Below are 23,006 nucleotides of genomic sequence, written 5' to 3' on the forward strand. Positions count from 1 at the left end.
CCAATCAACTGTTGATTATATCAGAACAGAGACGTGTTTTGCCGTCTTGACATATGAAAAAGGTCCTCCGAACGAATCGGAAGACCTTGTCATCACGCCTCAGGGGCGGGTGTGGCTTGTTTCTTTTTATTGATCGTTAATTTTTTGAGCATGAGCCAGAGGTATGACGCGATGAAGAGCGACGAGTACATCCCCATGACAAGTCCGATGAGAAGTGCGACCGCGAAGCCGCGAATCGATTCGGCTCCGAAGATGTACAAAGCGAGCGCCGTCACGAGCACGGTGATGACGGTGTTGACCGAACGGACGATCGTCTCTTGAATCGACGTGTTGACGATGTCGCGGTATACGTCCATCGACTTGATCTTCCGCTCTTTTTCGTACGCTTGAATATTCTCGCGCAATCGGTCGAACGTGACGATCGTATCGTTGACCGAGTACCCGATGATCGTCAAGATCGCAGCGACGAAGTACAAGTTGACTTCGATCCCAAAAATCGAGAACGCGACGATCATGAAGAACGCATCATGCAACATCGCGACGACGGTCGCGACCGCATACGAGAATTGGAACCGGAACGTGATGTAGAGAATGATCCCGAGCGACGCGAGAGCGACCGCATAGATGGCGTTACGGGCGATGTCGCGGCCGACTTCGGCTGAAACGGTACTAATATTCGGATCACTTCCAAACGTTTCCGTGAATACAGTCTTGACTGAAGCGACTTCATCCTGGCCGAGCTGACCGACGAACGTCACGTTCGCGAGCGCCCCTCCATCGGCGTACTGAATCGAAGAAATCGACTCGTCGACGCCCGCTTCGGTAAAGGCGGCTTCAAGTTCTTGTTGTGACACTTGTGTCTCCGTCTGCACTTCGACACGCGTCCCTGACGCGAAGTCGATTCCAAGGTTTAACCCTCGGAAGAACAAAATACCGAGACCGATGATAACGACGGCACACGAGATGATGAACAGCGTGCGCATATGTTTCACATAGTTTAATTCAGTGAGCTTAAAGTTCACGGATTTCACTCTCCTTCACACCAAACCAGCCTTTACGTTTGTCGAACAAGCGACTAGCGACGAGGAGGTGCATCAAATAACGTGAGATGAAGACGTTCGAGATGAACGTCATCGCAATTGAGATCATGAGCATGATGGCGAACCCTCGGACCGAGCTTGTCCCGAAGTAGAACAACACAGCGGCTGAGATGAGCGTCGTCAAGTTGGCATCGATGATCGTACTGAGCGAACGGCGGTTACCGGCGCGGAACGCCGACAGTACCGACTTGCCTGAACGAAGCTCGTCTTTAATCCGCTCGGCCGTGATGATGTTCGCGTCAACTGCCATACCAACCCCGAGGACGAGAGCGGCAATCCCTGGCAACGTCAAGACGGCGTTGATTCCATTAAAGAATAACATGATCAAATTGATATACAAGACGAGCGTAATGATCGAGACAAGTCCAGGTAAACGATAGAAGAACAGCATGAACAATAAGACAGCTGCAATCCCGATGAGCGAAGCAAAGACGGTCTTATCAAGCGCGTCTTGTCCGAACTGGGCCGATACCGACGTCGAGTAAATCTCTTCAAGCTTGACTGGAAGCGCCCCGGCGTTCAAAATGTCGGCTAAGCGTTGTCCGCTCTCGGCATCGATGTCACCGCCCGAGATGATCGCTTTGTCAGATAGAATTGGTCCAGTGACCGAAGCATCTGAGACGATTTTCGAGTTCTCTTTTTGAATCTCTTCTTCATATGAATCGCCTTCTTCAAAGTCTAACCAGATGACGAGACGGTTCTCTGGCGCCGGACGCTCTGCGATTTGCGACGTCACTTCGCCGAACTTATCGGCTGACTGAAGCGTCAACTCGACGACCGGGTTTCCTTGTGGGTCATAACTGATGGCAGCGCCTCGCGGTGCGAGGTCTTTCCCATCGAGCAAGACGTTGTCATCGATATCACGGAACGTGAGTTGTGCTGTCGATGACAGCACTTCCCGCGCATCGTTCTGGTTCGAGACGCCAGCTAACTGGACGCGGATGCGATTCTCGTCTTCAATCCGGATATCCGGTTCAGAGACACCTAAGACGTTGACACGGTTGTTGATAGCGCGAACCGTTGCATTCATCGCTGATTGGTCGATGACATCGCCGTCCTCGAGCGGCTGGACTTCGTACAGCACTTCAAACCCGCCTTTTAAGTCGAGTCCAAGGTTCGTGTTCTTGACGACCCATGGCGTCGTGAAGACGGCGAGCAAGATCGTCGCGATCATGATGACCGCAAAAATCGCGATATTCCCTTTTTTGTACATACGGCTATTTCCTTTCTAGATACGTGTTCTATATAAAACTTCTCCCGTTAACATTACAAATATTCTAAACATTTATCAATCATTTTCCTAAAATTGTAACACCACCCTCGATATTTTCTGGTTTTTTTGCCCGAACGACTAAAAGTTGCGTTAGGGCAAAACTTACGTTATGCTATGATTATCGAAAATATATTACGTTTGCAAAGGAGTCCTCTACAATGGATAGTACAATTATTTTCGCCTTTTTGTTGACACTATTCGCTGGGCTCGCGACCGGGATTGGAAGCATGATCGCCTTCTTCGCGAAGCGGACCAACACAGCCTTTCTGTCAATCTCGCTCGGCTTCTCGGCTGGGGTCATGATTTACGTCTCGTTCATTGAGATCTTCCCGAAAGCGCTTGTCGAACTCGTCGGTGCCCACGGGGAAAAGGCCGGCACAATTTATACCGTGCTCGCATTTTTTGGGGGGATGCTCCTGATCGCGTTAATCGATAAGTTGATCCCTTCCCCTGAAAACCCGCATGAAGTCAAGTTCGTCGAGACGATGCAAAACGACCCATCGTCTCAAGAACTAGCCACGACCGCAACTAAGGATGAGCCCGCTCCGCTAAATCAGGAGACGAAGCAACGGCTTCACAAAATGGGTCTGTTCATGGCGCTCGCCATCACGATTCATAACTTCCCTGAAGGACTGGCCACGTTCATCTCCGCGCTCGATGATCCGGCCGTCGGTATCGCCATCGCGATTGCCATCGCCTTGCACAATATTCCGGAAGGGATTGCCGTGTCGGTGCCGATTTACTACGCGACCGGCTCGCGGAAGAAAGCGTTAAAACTCTCGTTCCTGTCAGGTCTAGCGGAACCGGTCGGTGCCATCGTCGGCTTCTTGATTTTGATGCCATTCTTGAACGATACGATCTTCGGTTTGTTGTTCGCAGCCGTCGGCGGAATCATGGTATTCATCTCGCTCGACGAACTGTTACCGGCCGCCCGTGAATACGGCCGGGCCCATCACTCGATTTACGGCATGGTCGCCGGAATGATGGTCATGGCAGCGAGCCTCGTCCTTTTAATGTGACTGCACTTAAAAATGTCCCTCCGACTCGAGTCGGAGGGACATTTTTGTCGTTCATGTTGTTTTGAACAAATGGACGAGATCTTTCAACTCAACCGACATATGGCTCATCGTCTCGGCGATGCCATTGATTTCTTGAATCGCGGCGAGCTGTTCTTCCACGTTCGCCCCCGCTTCTTCGACACTGCGTTGCGTCGAAACCGCGTTCGTCGACATGTCCTCGACCGAGACCGCGACTTCGGTCGTATTCGCACTGACTTCCTCTGTCGCTGCGGCAATTTCACTCATCTGACGCGATGTCTCTTGAATGACCGACACGATTTCACGGAACGCCCCGGCGACTTCACCCATTTGGGCGACGCCGTTCGTCACATGCCCGCTCGTCACGTCAAACGCCGCCTCAACTTGTTTCGTGTCCCGTTGGATATCGACGACGACCGCTTGAATCTTCTTAGCCGATTGTTTCGACTCTTCGGCGAGTTTTCGGACTTCGGCGGCGACGACCGCGAATCCTTTTCCATGCTCGCCGGCCCGCGCTGCCTCGATGGCGGCGTTCAAAGCGAGCAAGTTCGTCTGTTCGGTGATGGCCGTGATCGACCGGGTGATCTTTTCAATCTCAAGCGATTGGTTCGAAAGACGTTCGACCATCTGTTGGGTCAGATCGTTGGCCCGTTGAATTTCTTGCATCTGACTCTCGGCCAACTGAATCGTCTCAAGTCCGCCGCTCGCCGCTTCAAGTGTATGAATCGTCTGTTCATTCACACCTTGGGAGGCGGCAGCGATTTGATTCAAGCCGGTGACGGCCTGATTGACGCCAGACGTCCCTTCCTCGGCGCGCTTGGCCGACACTTGGGCCGCGATATTCATGTCTTCGAACAGTCCAGCCACGCCTTGGGTCGTCGTCGCGACGTGGTCCGTGCTCGCGTAGAGCTCTTCCGAATACGCCGTCACTTTATCCGAGGCCGCGCCGACCTGGCGGATCAACCCGACGAGGTTGCGTTTCATCTCGTTAAAGGCCGTCACGAGATCACCGAGCTCATCATTCGATTCGACGACGATATCTTCCCCGGTCAAATCCCCTTCCGCGACGACTCGTGCTTCACGGACGAGACGGTTGATCGGTGTTAAGAACAATTTTTGGAGCGCATAGAGCGACAACAGCCCGATGGCGACACCGATGATACTGATGATGATCATCCAGACGATCGAGGTGCCGGCGTTTGCTTGTACCGCTGCCGTCTCTTCGTCCAACATTTCCGCTTGATGGGCGACGAGATCGGTGACCGTCATCCGGACCCGATCGGTCGTCGGGGTCACGCTCGTGTTGAGTACCGTCTTGTACCCGACCTCATCTTGTTGTTGGCGCAGTTCGATGGCACGTGCCATCTCGGTGTCGAGCAGTTGATTAAACTTCTCTAGATCCCCAAGCCAGCTGAGCACTTTGTCGTCAGATGAAGACTTTTTAAGTGCATCCATCAATTCGTCGCGCTTTTGTTGCGACGCTTCTAAACTGATCAGCGTCTTCGGGTTCGAGACGAGTAAATAATAATTCAAGTAGCGCTCGGCATCAGTGACGGTCAACGCCAAATCTTCGGCGATCAACATGTCACGGAGACCTTCGTTCAACACCCGATCGTACTCAGCAGTGGCCTTTTGCAATTGATAAGAACCGAGCGCACCGACGAGGAGCAAGGCAATGATTGTCGGCACGAGCGCGATCGCCATCTTCCGTCGCATCGATGAACGGCCTTTCGTTTGTTTGACGCGAGCCCAACCTTGCCAATTTTTGATTGGTTGTAATAATCGTTTAACGTCCATGTCCGTTTCCTCATTTCCAATTTCTTCTCAACTTGACATTAATGCAAACGTTTTCACTAATCAATTTGATTTTTGGAAATGAGGTCGATGATTCGACGGATTGATGAAGTTTGACAAAAAGCAGACATTTACTCTATGATACAAATCGTAACTATTACTATTTAAGAGGTGGAAGCATGACTGATCTGTCAACACGGGTATTAATCATCGGCGCCGGCGTTCACGGTATGACCCTCGCTGTATCTTATTTAGAACAAGGCGGTGCGTTAGAAGAGCTTCTGCTAATTGACGCTCACGATCAACTACTCAAGAACTGGAAGTCCCAAACCGCTCATATTGAAATGTCACATTTGCGCTCGACGCGCGTCCATCATATATCGTCTAATCCATACGCGTTGAAACAGTTCGCGGCGGCGAACGACTATGGCTCTTATCATTTCAAGGATACGTTCGGCCGACCGTCTTTAGCGTTGTTCAACGATCACTGTGATCAAGTGATTGCGGACTTTAATCTTCATTCTCGTTTTTTAGGCAATCAACCCGTCTCCTCGATTAAACGGTCCGGCAACGTCTACGAAGTGACGACATCGACTCGACGGATTACCGCCGAGACGGTCATCGTTTCGACCGGTCAATCGAGCTCGATGCATCTACCGGGCTTTGCGGACATCCCGACATGCCGACACGTCTTTTCAGCTAACGATCAGCCGGAACAATCGAACGTTACCGTCGTCGGCGGCGGGATCACGGCGTTACATTATACGGTATCGCGTCATAGTAAAGGCCATGACGTCACGCTCGTCACGAAGCGCCCGCTCGAGGTGAGCCAGTTCGACGCCGACCGTAGTTTCATGGGTCCAAAGGGGTTACGCGCTTTTCATCAGTTGGAAGAAAATTGGATTGAGAAACGTGACTTCGTCAAGCAAGAACGAAAGCCTGGGACGTCCCCGAACGACCTCGTCTTGAAAGTGAAGCGGCTCGTGCAACTTGGTAAAATTCGACACATCATTGGAGAAGCGGTCCGTGACGGTGACCAGTTATTCGTCGACGGGATTGCATTGCCGTCTGACGAGATCGTCTGCTGCACGGGGATCCGCCCGCTCCATCCGAAAGAGACGTTTTTACGGCCGCTCATGGAGCAGCTCGACTTACCGCTCACCCCATGCGGCACACCGGTACTCGATGCCTCACTCGCTTGGACAGACAACTTCTACATGACTGGCGCTTACGCCGACTTGATCGTCGGCCCGTTCGCTCGTGCCATTTACGGCGGGCAAGAAGGAGCTCGTCGTATCATTCCTCGCCTATTACCCGCACGAAAAAACGCCTGACCATATACTGGTCAGGCGTCATTTGCTTACTCAGCGAATGAAGAGTTTCCTTTTTTCGTCACTTCAGCAATCGCACTGCGATTGAACTTGAGAAGTGCTTGGTCGCATTTCAATGTGACTTCTGTGTCTTCGATCTGATGGACGACACCGTGAAGGCCGCCAATCGTCACGACATGATCGCCACGCTCAAGCGCATTTTGCATCGTTTGTACTTGCTTTTGTCGCTTCGTCTGTGGACGGATCAACAAGAAGTAGAACACGACGAAAATAAGGATCATCGGTAATAGTGCTACGAGAGTTTCCATTTGTAGAATTCACCCTTTCCTTCAATATCAGGTTCATTATACCGTGAAACCGATTCGTTGTCACATAATCGCTGTCAGAGAATTAGAAATTCTTGGCGTTCGGTTTGTTATATCCATATTCTTCGAAGTACTCTTCTTTGAAATCGAGCAGACGGTCTTCGCGGATCGCTTGACGGACTTGTTCCATCAAATTTACGAGGAAATGAAGGTTATGCGTCGAGCAAAGGTGGAGACCGAACATCTCATCGGCACGGATCAAATGGTGCACGTATGCCCGTGAATAGTTCTTACACGTATAGCAATCGCACTTCTCATCGATTGGGCCAAAGTCCGTCTTATGTTTGGCGTGTTTGATCGTCACGCGACCTTTAGACGTCATGAGCGTGCCGTTACGGGCGATCCGTGTCGGCAAGACGCAGTCGAACATGTCGATCCCGCGAATCGAACCTTCGATCAACGCATCCGGTGATCCGACGCCCATCAAGTAGCGCGGCTTATCTTCCGGCATGAACGGTGTCGTGAACTCGAGCGCCCGATACATGACGTCTTTCGGTTCGCCGACCGACAAACCGCCGACCGCATAACCCGGGAAATCGAGTGAGACGAGGTCTTCGGCGCTCTGACGGCGAAGGTCTTCGTACTCGCCACCTTGGATGATGCCGAACAGCGCCTGGTCCTCCGGACGTTCGTGCGCTGCGAGGCAACGTTCGGCCCAACGGCTCGTCCGCTCGACCGACTTCTTCATGTATTCATGCGTCGCCGGGAACGGCGGGCACTCATCGAACGCCATCATGATGTCCGCACCGAGCGCGTTTTGGATTTCCATCGCCTTCTCTGGTGACAAGAACAACTTGTCCCCGTTCAAATGGTTACGGAAATGGACGCCTTCTTCTTGAATGTTACGCAGGTCAGCGAGTGAGAACACTTGGAAGCCGCCTGAGTCCGTCAAGATCGCGCCGTCCCAGTTCATGAACTTGTGAAGTCCGCCCGCTTGCTTGACGACCTCGTGTCCGGGACGAATCCATAGGTGGTACGTGTTCGACAAGATGATGTTCGCACCCATCGCTTTCACTTGTTCAGGTGCCATCGTCTTGACGCTCGCCTGCGTGCCGACCGGCATGAAGACAGGCGTCTCGAACGAGCCGTGCGGCGTATGGACGATCCCGTGCCGCGCTCCTGATTGTTTACACGTATGGATGTGTTCGTATGTGACTGCATGTTTGGTCATTTGTTTTCTTCCTTCCTCGTAATGAGCATCGCGTCTCCAAAGCTGAAGAAGCGGTATTCGTTTTCCACCGCGGTCCGGTAGGCGTGTAAGATGATGTCGCGTGACGCGAACGCCGAGACGAGCATGACGAGCGTTGACTTCGGCAGATGGAAGTTCGTGATCAGTCCATCGATCGCCTTCAACTCGACGCCCGGGTAAATAAAGATGTCCGTCCAGCCCGATGACTCGACGAAATCCCCGTGATCGCGCATGATCGTCTCGAGCGTCCGTGTCGACGTTGTCCCGACCGCGAAGACGCGGCCGCCGCTCGCGCGGACGTCTCGGAGCGCCCGTGCCGATTGCTCGGACAGTTCAAAGTACTCGCTATGCATCGTATGCTCTTCGATCGTATCGGCCGTGACCGGGCGGAACGTCCCGAGCCCGACGTGAAGCGTGAGCGGGATCAAGTTGACCCCTTTCGCCTGCGCAGCCTCGAGCAATTCTTCTGTGAAATGAAGACCTGCCGTCGGTGCGGCCGCACTGCCGCGTTCGCGGGCGTAGACGGTCTGGTAGCGGTCTTGATCGTCAAGCTGTTCGCGGATGTAAGGCGGGAGCGGCATCGTGCCGAGCTCGTCTAAAATCTCATAGAAGATCCCGTCATACTCGAACTTGAAGCGGCGTCCGCCTTCCGGGAGCTCTTCGACGCATTCGGCCCGGAGCAATCCGTTCCCGAATTCGACGATGGCGCCGACGCGGACTTTCTTCGCCGGTTTGACGAGCGCTTCCCAGACGTCATCTTCGGTCTGCTTCAAGAGCAGCAGCTCGACTTTGCCGCCCGTCTCTTGCTTCGCCCCGAACAGACGGGCCGGCAAGACACGCGAATCGTTGACGACGAGCGCGTCGCCTGCTTGTAAATAGTCGAGCACGTCACGGAAGTGGCGGTGCTCGATGTCACCTGTGTCCCGGTCGAGGACGAGCAAACGTGAGCTCGTCCGATCAAGGAGCGGGACTTGGGCGATCAGTTCTTCTGGCAAGTCAAAATCATAGTCGTTTACGTTCAATTGAATATCTTGCATCATTTACTCCTCTTCGTATCCAAAATGCGTCTTAGCGTATTGTGTGATCATGCGTCCTCGCGGTGTCCGCTGGAGGAAGCCTTGTTGTAACAAGTATGGTTCGTAAACGTCCTCGATCGTCTGGGCGTCTTCACCGATTGTCGCGGCGAGCGTCTCGAGCCCGACCGGACCACCGCCGAACCGTTCGACCATGGCCCGCAAGAGCCGATGGTCGACCTCGTCGAGCCCGAGGGCGTCGACGTGCAGGCGATCGAGCGCACTCGATGCCATGGCTGGATCGATTTCTTTCGTCCCTTCCACTTGCGCGAAGTCGCGGACCCGACGCAACAGCCGGTTGGCGATCCGTGGCGTCCCGCGCGCGCGTTTGGCGATCGCGCCGCTCGCTTCCGGTGAGATCGACAGTCGGAACAGTTGGGCCGTCCGGCTGACGATGGCCGCGAGTTCGTGCGCTTCGTAATACTCGAGCTTGAGCGTCACCCCGAAACGGTCACGGAGCGGGGCCGACAACATGCCGGCCCGTGTCGTCGCGCCGACGAGCGTGAACGGTGGCAAGTCGATGCGGACGCTGCGCGCCATCTCGCCTTGTCCGTAGACGATATCAAGGCAATAGTCTTCCATCGCCGGATACAGGATCTCTTCAATCGTCCGGCTGAGCCGATGGATCTCGTCAATAAACAGGACGTCCCCCGGCTCGAGCGTCGACAGGATCGCTGCTAAGTCACCTGGGCGTTCGATGGCGGGACCGGCTGTCGTCTTGATGCCGACACCCATCTCGTTGGCGATAATTTGTGCGAGCGTCGTCTTCCCTAGACCAGGTGGCCCGTAAAGGAGGACGTGGTCGAGCGTCTCGCTTCGCATTTTTGCCGCTTGGATAAAGACGGATAAGTTCCCTTTCGCCTTCTCTTGTCCGATATACTGCTCGAACCGTTGCGGACGCAGGCTCCACTCTTCAGAGTCTTCATACTGTTGGTGGGATTGTGACAACAATCGTTCGTCCATAGGTTCCTCCTTATTTCAACAACAATTGCAGGGCGCGCTTTATGTAAGCGTCTGTCGTCAATATTTCTGAATTCAGTTCTTTGCGGACACGTGTGATCTCACGTTCCGAATAACCGAGGGCGGCGAGCGCTTCACACGCTTCGTCAAGTTCTGACGAGCCTTGTGCGAACAGGCCTGTGTTCGGCACATAGTCCGGTGCGAGCTCTGACAACTTCCCTTTTAAATCGAGCGCCATTTGTTTGGCCGTCTTCTTGCCGACGCCCGGGAACTTCATCAAGTACTTCTCGTTCTCGGTCTCGATCGCGTCAATCAACGCGTCCATGTCGCCCGAGGCGACGATGGCGAGCGCGCCTTTCGGTCCGATGCCGTTGACGCCGAGCAGTTTATTGAACAGTTCGCGCTCCCGGCGTGACCGGAAACCGTACAGCGTCTGTTGATCTTCTCTGACGTAATGGTGCGTAAACACGATTACATGTTCGTCTTGTTCACGATAAAAAAACGGGTTAGGCACATGTACTTTGTAGCCGACGCCCGAAACATCCAACGTTATATATTCCGCACACACGTAGGCGACGGATCCTTTTACGAATTCAATCACTTTGTTATCTCCTCTTCATAGGAAAACTGCATTCATTGTACCATAGAAAACGCCGTGAAAAAAGGACAGGCGATCGCCTGTCCGTTATCTCGCTAACATCCGCTCGAGGGCGAGCGTTGCCCATTTCGTCGTTTCCTCATCGACACGAATGATGTTGACCGGATCCGTCTCGAGCGACTCGAGCGCCCACAACAGATGCGGCAAATCGATGCGGTTCATCGTCAGACACGGACACATGTACGGGTTGAGGGAGACGATGTCTTGCTCGGGATGCGTCATTGCTAGTCGATTGACCAAGTTCATCTCCGTCCCGACGGCCCACTTCGTCCCCGGAGCACTCGCCTCGATCTGGTCGATGATGTAGGATGTCGATCCGGCCTCGTCCGCCGCCTGCACGACGTCAAACGTACACTCGGGATGGACGATGATGCGTCGTTCCGGGTCATGCTTCCGCAACGCCTCGATTTGGGCGACATTGAACTTCTCGTGGACCGAACAATGCCCTTTCCAGAGGATGACCCGTACGTCTTCGATGTCGCCCTTGTAGTCGAGACGCTCACGAAGCGGGTCCCAGACAGCCATCGCCGCCAGCGGTACACCGAGATCAAACGCCGTGTTGCGCCCTAAGTGTTGATCTGGTAAGAACATAATCCGTTCGCCAGTCTCGAGCGCCCAACGGACGATGTCGTGTGCGTTTGACGACGTGACGGTCGCACCGCCGTTCTTTCCGACGAACGCCTTGATGGCTGCCGTCGAATTGACATACGTGATCGGGATGATGTCGTCACCGAACAAGTCGGTCAATTCCTCCCAAGCAATTTCGGTCTGGTCGATATCGGCCATATCCGCCATCGAACAACCGGCCCGCATGTCCGGCAAGATGACGAGTTGGTCGTCGCGTGTCAGCATGTCGGCCGTCTCGGCCATGAAATGGACGCCGCAAAAGACGATAAACTCGGCCCCATTCATTTGTTCGGCGAGTCGTGCGAGCTGGAGCGAATCTCCGGTCGCGTCCGCGAACTGGACGACCTCATCCTTTTGATAGTGATGTGCCGGTAGAAACAGCCGGCTGCCGAGCCGTGCTTTAATGGCTTCGATCCGTGCTTCCATCTGTTCGATCGTCATATTAGCGTATTGTGCTGGCATCGTTCCGAGTAACTGCATATTTGACCCCTCCTTTAAGATTTAAGCTGCAATCGAGAGCCGTCACCGAATTCGTCAACTGTCCGACCGAGATGACGTCGACGCCCGTACCGCGGTAGGCGGCGATTGTGTCGACAGTGATCCCACCCGACGCTTCCGTCGTGATGTGGGACGGCACGAGCGCAACCCACGCCTTCAACTCTTCCGGTGACCGGTTATCGAGCATGATGATGTCAGGACTTGCCGCGATCGCCTCACGCAACTGCTCGATCGTCTCGACCTCGACTTCGATCGGTGTCGTATGCCCGTTTTGAGTTCTCGCCGTTTCGATGGCCTGCGTGATGCCCCCGAGTGCCGCAATATGGTTGTCTTTGATCATGACGGCGTCGTCGAGACGCAGCCGATGGTTGTATCCCCCACCACATCGGACGGCGTATTTTTCAAGCATCCGCAGTCCCGGCGTCGTCTTCCGTGTGTCGGTGACCCGGATCGATGGGTCGGCGAGCGCCTCGACACAGCGCCTTGTCAGCGTGGCGATGCCGCACATATGTTGCACAAGGTTGAGCAGTATCCGTTCCGTCTCGAGGATCGTCCGCGTCTTGCCGCGCAAAGCGAACATGACGTCCCCTTTTTTCAAATCCGTCCCATCGTCACGGCACTGTTCGACGACGAGCCGTTGCATCGCCGCGAGTTCCATCACGACGTCAACACCGGAGAAAACCCCGTCCGCCTTGGCGGTGACGACGGCTGTCGCCACGTCGATCGGGTCGATGAGCGCGCTCGAGGCGTCTCCAAATCCGATATCCTCATTTAGAAATTGTGTGAGCTGTTCGCGCAGTAACGTTCTGTTCATGGAACTCCTCCGTTCTCATAAAGGCGCGTGCTAAAATCCGGCCCGCCTCAAGTTGTAATGTTCGTTCTGCCAATTGTCTTGTCACGTGTTTCGTCCGTGCCAGTTGTTGGGTATTTTCTAAGAAACTTCTCATTTCTCCAAACTCAGGCGAGATTGTCAGCCAGTTGCCTAATCGCCGACGATACGCTTGAAACGTCTCCTTCGATAACTCATAAGCGGTCACTTCAGTCACCGTGAACGGCCCTTCTTCAAGTCGCACCGATGCGGCGACCCGTTTTCCGAACACCCAGCATTCAAGTAGTGAATTCGACGCCAACCGGTTCATCCCGTGAACACCCGTGTCGGCGACTTCACCGACCGCGTAAAGCCCAGCCACACCCGTCGACCCGGTTTCATCGACCCGCACCCCACCCATATGAAAATGCAGACCTGGCCGGACCGGGATGCGAGCGACGTCGATCCGTTCGGCCCGACACGTCGCCCACAATTTCGGGAACCGGGCCGCAATGTCTTCGACGCGACTCGTATCGAGATACACCGGCCCGCAGTGACGCGTGAGCACGGCCGCCACTTCATCACGGGGCGCCAGACTGCCTAGCGGATGGTGCCGCATCACGTGACACCCGTCCTCATCGACGAGTTCCGCGCCCGCACCTCGTAGCGCCTCGGTCACGAGGTGCGGCGTCTCGACCGCTAGCAGTGTCGGATGAAACTGGATCTCGGTCAAGTTGGAAAGTTCAGCACCGGCAGCGCTCGCCAAGACGAGTCCATCCCCCGTCACGGCCCGACAGTTCGACGTCCAATCGACGAGCCCGCCGATGCCACCTGTCGCCAAGACGACCGCGCCCGCTTGAATATGGATTCGTTCGTCACCTTGGAAACCGGTCGCACCGACGACTCGGCCGCCCGTTTTTGTCAGTCCGTCGATCAAGACGTGTTCCATCACTTCAACGTTTTGCGGGAGCCGTTCCCGTAACGCGGTCATCACATGACGTCCGGTCTCGTCACCTCCGACGTGGTAGATCCGATGTTTCCCGTGGGCGCCTTCTCGGCCGATCTTATACCCGGACTCGTCCCGGTCGAACGCGACACCGAACCGCTCCATCTCTGAAACGACACCACGGCCGTCCTCGACGAGCGTGACGACCCGGTCCGCTTGCGCCGTCATCTTGGAAGCGACGAGCGTATCGTGTGCGTGATCGAGACTCGACGGCTCCAAATATGAACTCGCGATCCCGCCTTGGGCGAGGTCAGAGTTCGAGGAGGTCACGTCACGTTTTGAGACGAGGAGGACACGGTACGTCTCCGGCAAATGGAGTGCCACCGTGACCCCGGCCAACCCCGCCCCGATAATCAAAACATCGACTTGTTTTAACTGTAAAGACATTTGTATATCACCTGTATTTCATATGTAATGTTGACTTGTAAACTAGTTTCGCATAATTTTGTGAAGAAGACAACATGAGAAAAGGGGATACCTCGATGAACGGTTACTTTGACTACGCGGCGACACACCCGATGACCCAAGCCGCCCTTGACCATTACGTCGCCATGGCCAAAGGCGTCCCCGGCAATCCCTCGTCGCTTCATACACATGGGTTCATAGCCGAGGACTATTTGACAGAGGCGCGCCGGCTCGTCAAGCAGGCGCTCGGTCTCGATATGCTGAGAGGGAAGCTGTTGTTTACCGGGAGCGGCTCGGAAAGCAATTACATCGCGCTGACGAGTCTGCGCAAACGCATGAAAGGCAGCGAGGTCATCACGTCCTGGCAAGAGCACGACTCGGTCTCGCTCCTCCTCGACGAGTGGGAAGCTGAAGGTGTGATCGTCCATCGCCTCAAGCTGAAAGACGGCCAGTTCGACCACGACAAGTTCCTCCACTTGCTCGATCGTGATATCGGACTCGTCACGTTTCAGCACGTCAACTCGGACACCGGCTGGATTTTGCCGCTCCATAACATCCTCTGTAAACTTAAATATAAGAAAGTACTGCTCCATATCGACGGAGTACAAGCGCTCGGAAAAATACCGGTCTCGGTCGACGGGATCGACGCTTACTCGTTCAGCGCCCATAAAGTCGGCGGGCCGAAAGGAGTCGGCGGTCTCTATATGGAACGTCTATTGCCTCCACCCTATTACCCGGGTCACCATCAGTACGGCATCCGTCCCGGGACGATTGACGTGCCCGGCATCTCTGCGTTCGTCAAGGCGTTCACCAATCGGCACGAGAATCGGACACGTCACGAAAGAAATTTCTTAGCGTTTCGTGCTATCTTGAAAGAGAAGACATCGTCACATGTTGACTGGCTCGAGTTCGACGACCAAAGTCCGGCCATCCTCTCATTCGTCTCGGACAAACGAGACGGCCAATGGTGGATGACCGAACTCGACGCACTCGGCTTCCAAGTGTCGGCCGGCTCGGCTTGCCGGGCCGGTCAAAACGGACCGAACCGCATGCTCGAATCACTCGGCTATGAGACGAGCGCCTGCCACGGGCTCGTCCGAATTTCCTTCGGCGAACAGACAACCGCCGAAGCCACGGCGGCACTCGCCGATGCCATCGTCACTTTAGCAAGGAGAGTTGAACACCATGAACAAACGTTTAGCCGGTGAAGAACGCCGGCGCACTTTATTGGAATTGATTGAAGCGAGTACGGAACCGATCACCGGTTCCGAGCTCGCCCGCCGCGTCGCGGTCAGCCGCCAAGTCATCGTCCAAGACTTGTCGCTCTTGAAGGCGAAAGGCCACCAAATCGTCGCGACCGCCCGCGGCTACGTCTATCTACCCGGCGAGGCGTCACCGTCCGCCTACACACGAAAAGTCGTCTGTCGGCACGAAGCCGAGGACATGGAAGCCGAGATGAACGCCATCGTCGACGAAGGTGTCACGATTCGTGACGTCATCATCGACCACCCCGTCTACGGGTCGCTGACTGGTCAGTTGATGGTGAAGAGCCGGCGCGACGTCCGGGCCTTCCTCGAACGCGTCGAGGCCAACCAGGCTGCCCCACTGTCCCATTTGACGGGTGGGCTGCACATTCACACGCTCGAAGCCGACAGTGCGGACGCGATTGATGCCGCCGTCTCTGAACTTGAGCGCCTCGGCGTGCTCGTTTCCGAACTCGACTAAAAGATGTCACGCCTTTGTGACATCTTTTCTTTTGCTTTCCTAGTTTGTCCGTTATACTGATGGATGGAACAAATTCCCTACTACGTATTGAAAGGAGTGATCTGTCATGTGGCACTTCCTCGAGCAACTCTTGGCCGGATGCGGCGTCTTCAGTATCCCGCTCGGCATCTTCATCCAAGTCATCCCAAACGAGCTCGTCCTCGCATACGGCGGTTATCTCGTCGGTTCCCTTGACGCGTCATTCCTGTTCATCTTTTTGCTCGCTTGGTCGGCTTTCGTCGTGACCCAGGTCGCATTGTATGGGATTGGCCGCTACGGCGGACGACCGGTCGCCCTGCGATTGTATCGCTCGTTTCGGATCAAGCAGGAGAAACAGCTTCAAGCCGAGTCGTGGTTTGAGAAGTACGGGGCGTGGATCGTCTGCCTCAGCGTGATTTGGCGTCAATTGTTCGCCATCAGCGCCGGCGTGATGCGGTTGTCGTTCCGTAAATTCCTGACGATGACAACGATCGTCTTCGCGGTCTGGTCGTTCGTCTTCGTCAAAGTCGGCATGATGCTCGGCAGTAATTGGCGATATATCGGCGAATACACACACGGCCTGTTTCCTTATATCGGGCTCGGCATCGGCATCTTCTTTGTCGCCCGCTATATCCGCTCACATCCGAACTTCATGAAAAAGTCAGCCTGAACAAAAGTTCGGGCTGACTTTTTTTAAATAGAGGGTAAACTGATACGTATGGCGAATACGTCATAGTGAGGAAATCAATCTATTTCTAAAGCACAGAGACAGCAACCGTCAAAGGAGGAATTTTCATGTTCCATCGTCGAAAAACGTATACGATCCGTCCCGAACGCTTGCAAGAATTCACTGAGTTTTTCCATACATACCTGTATCCGATTCAGGTATCGCACGGCGCACGGCTCGTCGGCCGTTGGGTGACCGAGGACCAAACCGAGGTCATGGCACTTTGGGAATACCGCGACCGTGAGCACTATGAACAAGTCGAACGCGATTACCGCTCGAGCGCACTCCGTCGCGAGGCGATGAAGAAGCGGGCCCGTCTCGGGAAAGACTTGTACATCAAGTCGAGCGAAGAGTTCATGATGCCGACCGGGCACTACACCCCGCCGCGCACGATCGTCTCCGTGACCGCCTACATCACGAACGATGACGGCGAGGTGCTGCTCGTCAAAAACACGCACCGGAGCGACACGTACGAGATGCCGGGCGGACAGGTCGAAGAACACGAATCGATCATCGATGCGATCCATCGTGAAGTGAAAGAAGAGACCGGGGCCGACATCGAGATTGACGGCATCATCGGGATCTATCAAAACGTGTCGTCACGCGTCCTCTGCGTCTCGTTCCATGGGCGTTACGTCTCGGGCGACCTTCGTCCGCAAGCAGGCGAGACACACGAGGTCGGCTTCTTCCCGATCGATGCGTCGAACGTGTCGGACTACATCAAACGTGACCACTTCCAGATGCGTCTCATTGATGCGATCGACCCGACGTACATCCCGCACGCAATCTATAAGGTTCGTCCTTACGAGTTGCTCGAGCGCGTCGAGCGCCACCATACTGTCTAAACAAAAAGGAGATCGCCACGTGGCGATCTCCTTTTCTTATGCCTGTTCAGCCGATTCGGATTGACTCGTTTCGACTAACAGTTTGCGAATGCGTCGTTTTTCGACGTGGAGAACGGTGAACGTCATGTCGTCATACGTGACACGCGCACCTTTCTCTGGGATGTCGCCGAGCAGCTCGACGATCCAACCACCCATCGTGTTGGCATCTACTTCAGGTTCTTTAATCCCCATCTCGTCAGCGAACTGATCGACGTCCATGTCGGCCATACACTCGTATACGCCGTCTCGAAGCCGTCTCAAGTAGACGATCGATTCGTCGTGCTCGTCCCAAATATCGCCGACGAGCTCTTCAAGCATATCCTCGAGCGTGATGAGACCAGCCGTCCCACCAAACTCATCGAGGACGACAGCCATGTGTGATTGTTTTTGCTGCAGAATTGGAAGCAGTTCGATCAATTTTGTCTGTGGTGACACGTACGTGAGCGGACGGATGAGTGAACGGATATCCGTCACTTCATCTCGCATCATCGAGCGAAGGAAGTCACGTTCCGACAACACCCCGATGACGTTGTCGATCGAGTCTTTATACACCGGGAGACGAGAATGCCCCCCGCTAAAGATCGTGTCTTTGACCTCTTCGAGCGTATCGTCGATATCGACGGCGAGGATGTCGATCCGCGGCGTCAACACGTCATCGACGGTGATGTCGTTGAAAGAGAAGGCGCTATGCACCAGTTCGGCTTCTTTCTCACCGAGGACTCCTTCTTCTTCACCCATATCGACGAGCACTTTCAACTCTTCTTCCGTCACCGACGGTTCTTTGTCGGCCATCCCAATCATGCGAAGCGTCAAGCGCTTGAGACCTGTAAAGATCATCGTGACCGGCTTCAGGATTTTAACAAGGAACAACAAGATTCCGCTGATCAAAAGTGAATACTTTTCAGCGAATTCTTTGGCGAGTGATTTCGGCAAGATCTCACCGAAGATCAAGATGACAACGGTCGTCGCGAACGTCGAGACAATCAAGCCGGTTCCACCCGAGAAGATACTCGTGGCGATCGCCGTCGAAACGGTCGCGGCACCAATGTTGACGATGTTGTTCCCGACGAGGATCGTCGAGAGCGTATCGTCAAACCGGTCGACGAGGTGGAGGACACGTTTGGCGCCCTTGTCCCCGTCTTCACTCATCCGGATCATCCGGACGCGGTTCACGCTCGAGAGCGCGGTCTCTGCTGAAGAGAAGAAAGCTGACAAAAATACTAGAACTGCATAAAGAATTAAACTAGACGAGGGCACAGGGTCCACGTTTACTTCACACTCCATTTCCTATTTAAAAGATTATTCGACAAATTCGAATTCAAAATCAGAGATCGCAACGACGTCGCCATCTTGAGCACCTAGCTTACGAAGGTCCTCATCGACGCCCATTTGACGCATCTGACGGGCGAATCGTTTGATCGAGTCATCGTGATCGAAGTTCGTCATCTTGAATAGTTTCTCGATGCGCGGCCCCGTGATCACGAAGCGTTGGTACTCATCGACATGAATCTGATACCCTTTCTCTTCCTTCTCGTAACGATAGACGACACGTGGTGTGGCCGTTTTCGCTTCGAGCTCTTCGAGTGGGAATTCAGGTGTCGCGTCGACGAGATTAGCTACTTCGATGAGCAAGTTGCGAAGTCCTTCTTTCGCGAGTGCCGAAATCGGGAAGACTTTGACGTCATCGCCGACTTTCTGTTGGAACTCTTTAAGAAGTTCTGGCGCATCCGGCATATCCATCTTGTTGGCGACGACGATCTGTGGACGCTCGAGGAGACGTAAATTGTACGACTCGAGCTCACGGTTGATCGTCGTGTAGTCTTCGAACGGGTCACGTCCTTCGATCCCACTCATATCGATCATATGGACGATGACTTTCGTCCGTTCGATATGACGCAAGAACTGGTGACCGAGACCGACGCCTTGGCTCGCACCTTCGATAAGTCCAGGAAGGTCGGCCATGACGAAGTCACGGTCGTCAGCTGTTTTGACGACACCGAGGTTCGGTGTGATCGTCGTGAAGTGGTACGCTCCGATTTTCGGACGTGCCGATGAGACGACCGACAAGAGCGTCGATTTCCCGACTGACGGGAATCCGACGAGACCGACGTCGGCGAGGAGTTTCAGTTCAAGACGCAACTCGCGCTCTTGGCCTGGTTCCCCGTTTTCAGCGATTTCTGGTGCCGGGTTCGACGGTGTCGCAAATCGACAGTTTCCGCGTCCACCGCGGCCGCCTTTAGCGATCGTGGCCCGTTGGCCGTGCTCGGTAAGGTCGGCAATGACAGTATCCGTCACTGAATCGAAGACGATTGTGCCTGGCGGGACTTTGACGACGAGCGGCTTCGCTTTGCGTCCGTGCATCCCTTTCGACATTCCTTTTTCACCGTTATAGGCGATGAACTTCTTAGAGAAGCGGAAATCAACGAGCGTCCGTAATCCTTCTTCTACTTCAAAGACGACGTCGCCACCGTGACCACCGTCACCACCTGCTGGTCCACCGTCTGGAACATACTTCTCGCGGCGGAACGCGACCATTCCTTTACCACCGTCTCCAGCTTTTACAAAAATATTCACCTGATCGACAAACATTTAATTCCCTCCTTTTAAACGAAACGTAGAACATTCTACAGTCTGTTCGTGCACTTCGTCTGACGTGAACACATCTCCCGGCACGTTGCCGAAGACGCGAACCGCCAGTCCGTCCGTGAACGTCACATGAATCGGTCCATCCGTTCCTGACAGAAGACGGACAAGTTTATCCGCCACGCGTGCGTCGTCCAACGACGCACGGTCGGTCGATACCTTATAGGTCAACCGCCCTTCCCAATTCGCCTGTATGATGACGAGACTAGTCGCCGGCATATTTAAGCGAACGAGCGCACTCTCCTCGTCGGCGTGCTGACGATAACGTTCGTACAGCTCCTCGAGTCTATCAGGCTCGAGCGCCGCATACAAGGAGATCATCTGAAGCCGATTCATCCATTCGTGACGGACGGTCGATAATAATTTCAGTGTTGCCTGTGAGTCCATTTGATCCTCTCCTAGTAAAAAAGACTCTAACCAAATAAGTGGCTAGAGTCTTTTGCGTGGTTCTACTTACGCAACTGGGTAAACGCTCACTTGTTTCTTGTCGCGACCAAGACGCTCGAAGCGTACTACGCCGTCAACTTTAGCAAACAATGTGTCGTCGCCACCACGGCCGACGTTTTCACCTGGGTGAATTTTCGTACCGCGTTGACGGTAGAGAATCGATCCAGCTGAAACTGTCTGTCCGTCAGCGCGTTTAGCGCCGAGGCGTTTCGAAATCGAGTCACGACCGTTTTTAGTCGATCCTACTCCCTTTTTCGATGCGAAGAACTGAAGGTTCAATTGTAACATGAGGTCCACCTCCTATTGTTCAATTTGGATATAATCACCGTAACTTTGGGCGATCGTGTCTAGTTGCACGAGCATCCCTTCTAATAACAGCTGGGTGCGAGTCATATCCTGCGGTGATAGTTCAGGATATGTCTCGACATAAAAGTAACCACCCTCTGTTTTGTCTGCCATTTCTACAAGAAGCGACTGGCCTGCGAGTACCTCAACAGCGTTATACGCCCCAAAAATGATAGCGGAAACGCCGGCACACACTAAGTCAGAACCGGGTTCAGCAAAGTTGGCGTGACCTGTCACTTCGACGGAACGAATCGACTTCGTCTCGTCTCGTCTGACCATTACTCGAATCATAAAGCTTACGCTTCGATTTTCTCGATGCGAACTTTCGTGTAAGGCTGACGGTGACCTTGCTTACGACGGTAGTTTTTCTTAGCTTTCATTTTGAAGACAGTGATCTTTTTCGCGCGACCGTGTTTAACGACAGTTGCTACTACTTTAGCGCCCTCTACGAATGGAGCTCCGACTTTAACATCGTCACCACCAACGAAAAGAACTTCACCGAATTCTACAGTACCCTCGACATCAGCATCGAGTTTTTCGATGTAGATCTCTTGACCTGCTTCAACTTTGATTTGCTTACCACCAGTTTTGATGATTGCGTACATATACGTGCACCTCCTTATTAAACTCAGACTCGCCATCCAGGGCAGGGCGAAACCGTTTCAACCCGTTCTGTGCGGTTGTAGCCATTTGGGTGCTTCCAAACGAACTAACGTTATAGATATTACCACTCTCGCGCGAAGCTTGTCAATGACGAGATACGAAGTTCTCACATTCCTCGAGTGTACCATGAAAAGCGACATCGGGCTCTCCTTCTATAAAGAACACATGAAGACCTGACGCGTCCCAGGCCCCGTCTTGCCACTTCGCCGGCAGCGACAGTACGACCGCCTCCTGTTTTCCGTCTAGCTCCATGAGCGTGCGTTCAAGCCGTGAGAACACGGCCAGCTTCGACGGTGCACCGTTATACGTCATCCGGTCTTGAATCGAACGTCCGGTCCGCTCGCGTGATAGTTCGAACAGTCCCATCCGTGTGAAGCCGTACACTTCGACACGACGTGGGTCACGGGCCCCGAGTTCTTTCATTCGTTTCAAAAGTCGGTCTTGTCCGTCTTTTGACCCGCGTAAAAAGTCGATGACGACCATGCCGCCGATGTTGCGCAGGCGGAGCTGTTCCATAATCGCATACAGTGCCGCCTCATTGATCGTGTCGGCGGCGCGTCCTTTATCTTTGACGGCGACGTTCTTGCCGCTGTTGACGTCGATGACGGTCATCGTCTCGACTTGTTCGACCAAGACGTAAGACCCGCCTTCGAGCCAGACGACACGGTTCTCGAGCTTCTCGATCGCTGTGTCTAAACGCGCGGCTTCTTTCATCCGGCCTTTGCCGATATGGCGTTCGACCGGGACGTCGAGCCGCTTCAAACGCTCTTGCGCCTCTTTATCGTTCAACAGTACCGACTCGACCGAATGGCGCCGGACGAACTGCTCACAGAGCAGTTCGTCTTGACCGCGGCGCGCCGTCTCGACGTCAGCAGCCCGGGCCCTCAACAAGGCCAGCTCCTCGCGAAGCGCCTCGGGACTGGCTTGTCCTGATTCGGTCCGGAACAACACACCTTCCGCCTCATTGAGCGTGAACACTTTCGATAGCCGGTCCTGCGTAGCGAGGTCGAGCTTACGGCTGAACAACTGGCGCCGTCCATACGGGAAGTAGACGAGATAGCGCCCTCCGAACCGAATGTTCTCGGTCACTTTGTGGTGCTTACCCCCGATGCCCTCTTTCGTCACTTGGACGAGACGTTTCTCCCCGACGACGGCCGCCTGACCGATGCCCAGTACTTCCGGGTAGACAGCGAGCGCCCGGAGCGTCTCGGCGATCGGCAAGAAAAACGTCGTCTCGCCGTTGACGAGGAAGGCGGCGCCGAGTGACGGATGGATCCGCTCGATCGCGGCTTCAAGGATCGTCCCGACCGAGAGCTGGTCGACAAAGCGCTCCTCGACTTCAAGCAGACGCTCGCCGTCGACGAGCATGGCCCGCTCGATCGACGGGGTCCGTTCATAGATGAGTTTCATACGAGCACTCCTTTCGACAC

The 23,006-nt window shown here is 54.3% G+C and carries 22 protein-coding genes, 1 pseudogene and 1 other annotated feature; of the genes and pseudogenes, 6 read left to right on the plus strand and 17 right to left on the minus strand.

From position 1 onward, the window contains the following. Positions 1-92: 92 nt before the first annotated feature. A pseudogene (gene secD, locus EVJ26_RS14510) lies at positions 93-2,313 on the minus strand (protein translocase subunit SecD). A 218-nt stretch (positions 2,314-2,531) separates the two neighbouring features. Here secD and zupT point away from each other — a divergent pair. After that, positions 2,532-3,392, plus strand: a complete 861-nt coding sequence (zupT, locus tag EVJ26_RS01965) for a zinc transporter ZupT (protein ID WP_131457361.1) — start codon at positions 2,532-2,534, stop codon at positions 3,390-3,392. A gap of 51 nt (positions 3,393-3,443) precedes the next feature. Here zupT and EVJ26_RS01970 read toward each other — a convergent pair whose 3' ends face one another. Then, complete coding sequence (locus EVJ26_RS01970; protein ID WP_131469641.1) at positions 3,444-5,207, minus strand: methyl-accepting chemotaxis protein; 1,764 nt, start codon at positions 5,205-5,207, stop codon at positions 3,444-3,446. Positions 5,208-5,383: 176 nt separating this feature from the next. On the opposite strand from EVJ26_RS01970, the gene EVJ26_RS01975 reads away from it, so the two are divergent. After that, positions 5,384-6,538, plus strand: coding sequence for an FAD-dependent oxidoreductase (locus tag EVJ26_RS01975; RefSeq protein ID WP_131469642.1), 1,155 nt, complete (start codon positions 5,384-5,386; stop codon positions 6,536-6,538). A 26-nt stretch (positions 6,539-6,564) separates the two neighbouring features. On the opposite strand, the gene yajC is transcribed toward EVJ26_RS01975, so the two are convergent. From yajC to EVJ26_RS02015, 8 genes are all read right to left on the minus strand, one after another. Then, complete coding sequence (gene yajC, locus EVJ26_RS01980) at positions 6,565-6,843, minus strand: preprotein translocase subunit YajC (protein WP_070327676.1); 279 nt, start codon at positions 6,841-6,843, stop codon at positions 6,565-6,567. Positions 6,844-6,925: 82 nt separating this feature from the next. Beyond that, on the minus strand, positions 6,926-8,071 hold the full coding sequence (tgt, locus tag EVJ26_RS01985) for a tRNA guanosine(34) transglycosylase Tgt (protein ID WP_070327677.1): 1,146 nt from the start codon (positions 8,069-8,071) through the stop codon (positions 6,926-6,928). Continuing rightward, complete coding sequence (gene queA, locus EVJ26_RS01990; protein ID WP_083274023.1) at positions 8,068-9,111, minus strand: tRNA preQ1(34) S-adenosylmethionine ribosyltransferase-isomerase QueA; 1,044 nt, start codon at positions 9,109-9,111, stop codon at positions 8,068-8,070. Before queA ends, tgt begins: the two co-directional genes overlap by 4 nt. A gap of 18 nt (positions 9,112-9,129) precedes the next feature. After that, the gene (ruvB, locus tag EVJ26_RS01995; protein ID WP_071399448.1) at positions 9,130-10,125 is read right to left on the minus strand and encodes a Holliday junction branch migration DNA helicase RuvB; all 996 of its coding nucleotides are present in this window, start codon (positions 10,123-10,125) and stop codon (positions 9,130-9,132) included. Positions 10,126-10,135: 10 nt separating this feature from the next. After that, entirely contained in the window at positions 10,136-10,723 is a 588-nt protein-coding gene (gene ruvA, locus EVJ26_RS02000) for a Holliday junction branch migration protein RuvA (RefSeq protein ID WP_070327680.1), read from the minus strand. Positions 10,724-10,807: 84 nt separating this feature from the next. Continuing rightward, complete coding sequence (gene nadA / locus EVJ26_RS02005; protein ID WP_131465463.1) at positions 10,808-11,887, minus strand: quinolinate synthase NadA; 1,080 nt, start codon at positions 11,885-11,887, stop codon at positions 10,808-10,810. Further along, a complete protein-coding gene (gene nadC, locus EVJ26_RS02010) occupies positions 11,850-12,719 on the minus strand; it encodes a carboxylating nicotinate-nucleotide diphosphorylase (protein ID WP_131469643.1) in 870 nt (289 codons plus the stop codon). The genes nadA and nadC overlap by 38 nt, the downstream gene beginning before the upstream one ends. Further along, on the minus strand, positions 12,673-14,106 hold the full coding sequence (locus tag EVJ26_RS02015) for an L-aspartate oxidase (RefSeq protein WP_236635478.1): 1,434 nt from the start codon (positions 14,104-14,106) through the stop codon (positions 12,673-12,675). The genes nadC and EVJ26_RS02015 overlap by 47 nt, the downstream gene beginning before the upstream one ends. Positions 14,107-14,201: 95 nt before the next feature. Here EVJ26_RS02015 and EVJ26_RS02020 point away from each other — a divergent pair, with 95 nt between their 5' ends. From EVJ26_RS02020 to EVJ26_RS02035, 4 genes are all read left to right on the plus strand, one after another. Continuing rightward, a complete protein-coding gene (locus tag EVJ26_RS02020) occupies positions 14,202-15,332 on the plus strand; it encodes a cysteine desulfurase family protein (protein WP_236633411.1) in 1,131 nt (376 codons plus the stop codon). Next, positions 15,310-15,849 (plus strand): transcription repressor NadR, encoded by a 540-nt coding sequence (locus EVJ26_RS02025; protein ID WP_070327684.1) that lies wholly within the window; start codon positions 15,310-15,312, stop codon positions 15,847-15,849. Before EVJ26_RS02020 ends, EVJ26_RS02025 begins: the two co-directional genes overlap by 23 nt. Positions 15,850-15,955: 106 nt before the next feature. Then, positions 15,956-16,537: a DedA family protein gene (locus tag EVJ26_RS02030; RefSeq protein WP_071399444.1), complete on the plus strand. Its 582-nt coding sequence runs from the start codon at positions 15,956-15,958 to the stop codon at positions 16,535-16,537. Between the two features lie 125 nt (positions 16,538-16,662). Continuing rightward, positions 16,663-17,439, plus strand: a complete 777-nt coding sequence (locus EVJ26_RS02035) for an NUDIX domain-containing protein (protein ID WP_070327686.1) — start codon at positions 16,663-16,665, stop codon at positions 17,437-17,439. A 36-nt stretch (positions 17,440-17,475) separates the two neighbouring features. Here EVJ26_RS02035 and EVJ26_RS02040 read toward each other — a convergent pair whose 3' ends face one another. The 7 genes from EVJ26_RS02040 to EVJ26_RS02070 all read right to left on the minus strand — a co-directional run bounded on the left by EVJ26_RS02040 (position 17,476) and on the right by EVJ26_RS02070 (position 22,986). Next, positions 17,476-18,762 (minus strand): hemolysin family protein, encoded by a 1,287-nt coding sequence (locus tag EVJ26_RS02040; RefSeq protein ID WP_328590997.1) that lies wholly within the window; start codon positions 18,760-18,762, stop codon positions 17,476-17,478. 15 nt (positions 18,763-18,777) lie between these two features. Beyond that, the gene (obgE, locus tag EVJ26_RS02045; protein ID WP_070327688.1) at positions 18,778-20,067 is read right to left on the minus strand and encodes a GTPase ObgE; all 1,290 of its coding nucleotides are present in this window, start codon (positions 20,065-20,067) and stop codon (positions 18,778-18,780) included. Next, a complete protein-coding gene (locus tag EVJ26_RS02050) occupies positions 20,068-20,508 on the minus strand; it encodes a Spo0B domain-containing protein (protein WP_070327689.1) in 441 nt (146 codons plus the stop codon). Between the two features lie 66 nt (positions 20,509-20,574). Next, positions 20,575-20,856: a 50S ribosomal protein L27 gene (gene rpmA / locus EVJ26_RS02055; RefSeq protein WP_016508537.1), complete on the minus strand. Its 282-nt coding sequence runs from the start codon at positions 20,854-20,856 to the stop codon at positions 20,575-20,577. A 12-nt stretch (positions 20,857-20,868) separates the two neighbouring features. Then, positions 20,869-21,204 carry a ribosomal-processing cysteine protease Prp gene (locus EVJ26_RS02060; protein ID WP_131468626.1) on the minus strand — a complete coding sequence of 112 codons (336 nt, stop codon included), beginning with the start codon at positions 21,202-21,204 and terminating at the stop codon, positions 20,869-20,871. A gap of 5 nt (positions 21,205-21,209) precedes the next feature. Further along, entirely contained in the window at positions 21,210-21,518 is a 309-nt protein-coding gene (rplU, locus tag EVJ26_RS02065; RefSeq protein WP_070327691.1) for a 50S ribosomal protein L21, read from the minus strand. 15 nt (positions 21,519-21,533) lie between these two features. After that, positions 21,534-21,605: a sequence feature (ribosomal protein L21 leader region), on the minus strand. A 55-nt stretch (positions 21,606-21,660) separates the two neighbouring features. Next, positions 21,661-22,986, minus strand: a complete 1,326-nt coding sequence (locus EVJ26_RS02070) for a ribonuclease E/G (protein WP_131469644.1) — start codon at positions 22,984-22,986, stop codon at positions 21,661-21,663. Positions 22,987-23,006: the final 20 nt, after the last annotated feature.

Origin of the sequence: Exiguobacterium sp. SH3S1, from assembly GCF_004337105.1 — a bacterium.
Lineage (GTDB): Bacteria > Bacillota > Bacilli > Exiguobacteriales > Exiguobacteriaceae > Exiguobacterium > Exiguobacterium aurantiacum_A.